Raw genomic sequence first — 1,304 nt, 5'->3', positions numbered from 1 at the left:
TTTCCGTTTCGACTGCGCCGGAAGTGGGGCGAATTATAGACACCCAGAATCTGCCGTCAAGCACTGATTGCGGCTTTACTCGGATTTCAGCGTAATTCGCGCAAATGACTTCTTACCGGCCTGGCAAACGTGCGTCGCGCCCAGTACGTATATAAAGGTGCGATCAACCACCTCACCATCTATACGCACACCACCGGAATTCAACAGGTCCCGCGCCACTGCCGAGTTCTTCACCAGCCCCGCCTTATTAAGGACGGCCGCAATCGGCATATCTTCGGTAGCAGTCAATTCGACTTCCGGCAGGTCATCTGGCAGCTCGCCTTCTTTCATGCGGTTACCCGCACCGCGATGAGCATTGGCCGCAGCCTCCTCGCCATGGAAACGCGCAACGATCTCTTCTGCCAGTTTGATCTTGACGTCACGCGGGTTCGCACCAGCCTCGACATCCGCACGGAATGCATTGATCTCATCCATGGAGCGGAAGCTGAGCAGCTCGAAGTAGCGCCACATCAACGCATCCGGAATGGAAACCAGTTTGCTATACATGACACCCGGCGCTTCCTGAATACCGACGTAGTTGCCCAAAGACTTGGACATCTTCTTCACGCCATCCAGACCTTCGAGCAACGGCATGGTCAAAATGCACTGCGGCTCTTGACCGTACCCGCGCTGCAGCTCGCGCCCCATCAACAAGTTGAACTTCTGATCGGTACCGCCCAGCTCGACATCCGCGCGCAACGCCACCGAGTCATAGCCCTGAACAAGCGGATAGAGGAACTCATGGATAGCGATGGGCTGATTGGTCGTATAGCGTTTGTCGAAGTCGTCGCGCTCGAGCATACGAGCAACCGTGTACTGCGAGGTCAGACGAATGAAGTCTGCCGGCGCCATCTGATCCATCCAGGTGGAGTTGAACGCAACTTCGGTTTTTGCCGGATCAAGAATTTTGAAGACCTGAGTCTTGTAGGTCTCGGCATTCTCGAGAACCTGCTCACGGGTAAGCGGCGGACGGGTGGCGCTCTTACCGCTCGGGTCACCGATCATCCCGGTGAAGTCACCAATAAGGAAGATCACCTGATGCCCCAGCTCCTGAAACTGACGCAGCTTATTAATAAGCACGGTGTGACCCAGATGCAAATCCGGCGCAGTCGGATCGAAGCCAGCCTTAATACGTAGCGGCTGGCCACGCTTGAGCTTCTCGATCAGCTCGGACTCGACCAACAGTTCTTCCGCACCACGTTTAATCAGCGCTAGCTGTTCTTCAACCGACTTCATAACAGACCCGCAAGGCTCGAATTCAAAGG

Annotated in this window: 1 protein-coding gene; it reads right to left on the bottom strand. The window is 55.4% G+C overall.

The genetic code is table 11. From position 1 onward, the window contains the following. Positions 1-75: 75 nt before the first annotated feature. On the bottom strand, positions 76-1,275 hold the full coding sequence (gene tyrS, locus AC1DRJ_RS28000; RefSeq protein WP_477805000.1) for a tyrosine--tRNA ligase: 1,200 nt from the start codon (positions 1,273-1,275) through the stop codon (positions 76-78). Positions 1,276-1,304: the final 29 nt, after the last annotated feature.

Source organism: Pseudomonas sp. P5_B2, assembly GCF_056400445.1.
This window is presented reverse-complemented; position numbering and strand designations above follow the sequence as displayed.

What these genes read in the sequence shown, in the direction of transcription:
- tyrS (WP_477805000.1), bottom strand. Translation starts at nt 1,275, where the DNA reads ATGAAGTCGGTTGAAGAACAGCTAGCGCTGATTAAACGTGGTGCGGAA.